The following is a 342-nucleotide window of genomic DNA, read 5'->3' as shown; positions in this document are numbered from 1 at the left end:
TTGTCGTGGGAAAAGACCGATCTCGCCAAGGCGCTCAAGGACGCCGTCGCCGCCTGACGCCAGTTGACGCCAAGGATCGGCCGAGCCGGGCGACCGAAGGATTTTTCGGTCGCCGGCACGGCAAAACCATACGCCCGCAGCAGGCGATCGCCCTCGAAAGCGGTCTGCGCGCATACCGGCTCGACCTGACGGCGCAAGCGCCGGCTGACCTCAAGACCTTGTTCAAGGCTGAGGTTTCGGCGCTGCAGCTGGAGATCGGCTTCGGCGGCGGCGAGCATCTCCTGCACCGCGCCAAGGAAGCGCCAGAGACCGGCTTCATCGGCGTCGAGCCCTTCGTCAACG

General features: G+C 66.1%; 1 protein-coding gene and 1 pseudogene. One reads left to right on the top strand and one right to left on the bottom strand.

Annotation, left to right across the window (positions count from 1 at the left end; genetic code table 11):
- Window positions 1-197, bottom strand: a 197-nt coding sequence (locus EN852_RS42845; protein WP_246694537.1) for a hypothetical protein, incomplete at its 3' end; no start/stop codon positions are given.
- Here EN852_RS42845 and EN852_RS37110 point away from each other — a divergent pair.
- Window positions 129-342, top strand: a pseudogene (locus tag EN852_RS37110) (tRNA (guanosine(46)-N7)-methyltransferase TrmB); the annotation flags it as partial. The gene EN852_RS42845 and the pseudogene EN852_RS37110 sit on opposite strands and share 69 nt — an antisense overlap.

This window comes from Mesorhizobium sp. M2E.F.Ca.ET.209.01.1.1 (assembly GCF_004010375.2).
Taxonomy (GTDB): Bacteria; Pseudomonadota; Alphaproteobacteria; order Rhizobiales; family Rhizobiaceae; genus Mesorhizobium.
Note: the sequence above shows the minus strand (reverse complement) of the source record. Positions and strands in the feature narration are given on the sequence as shown.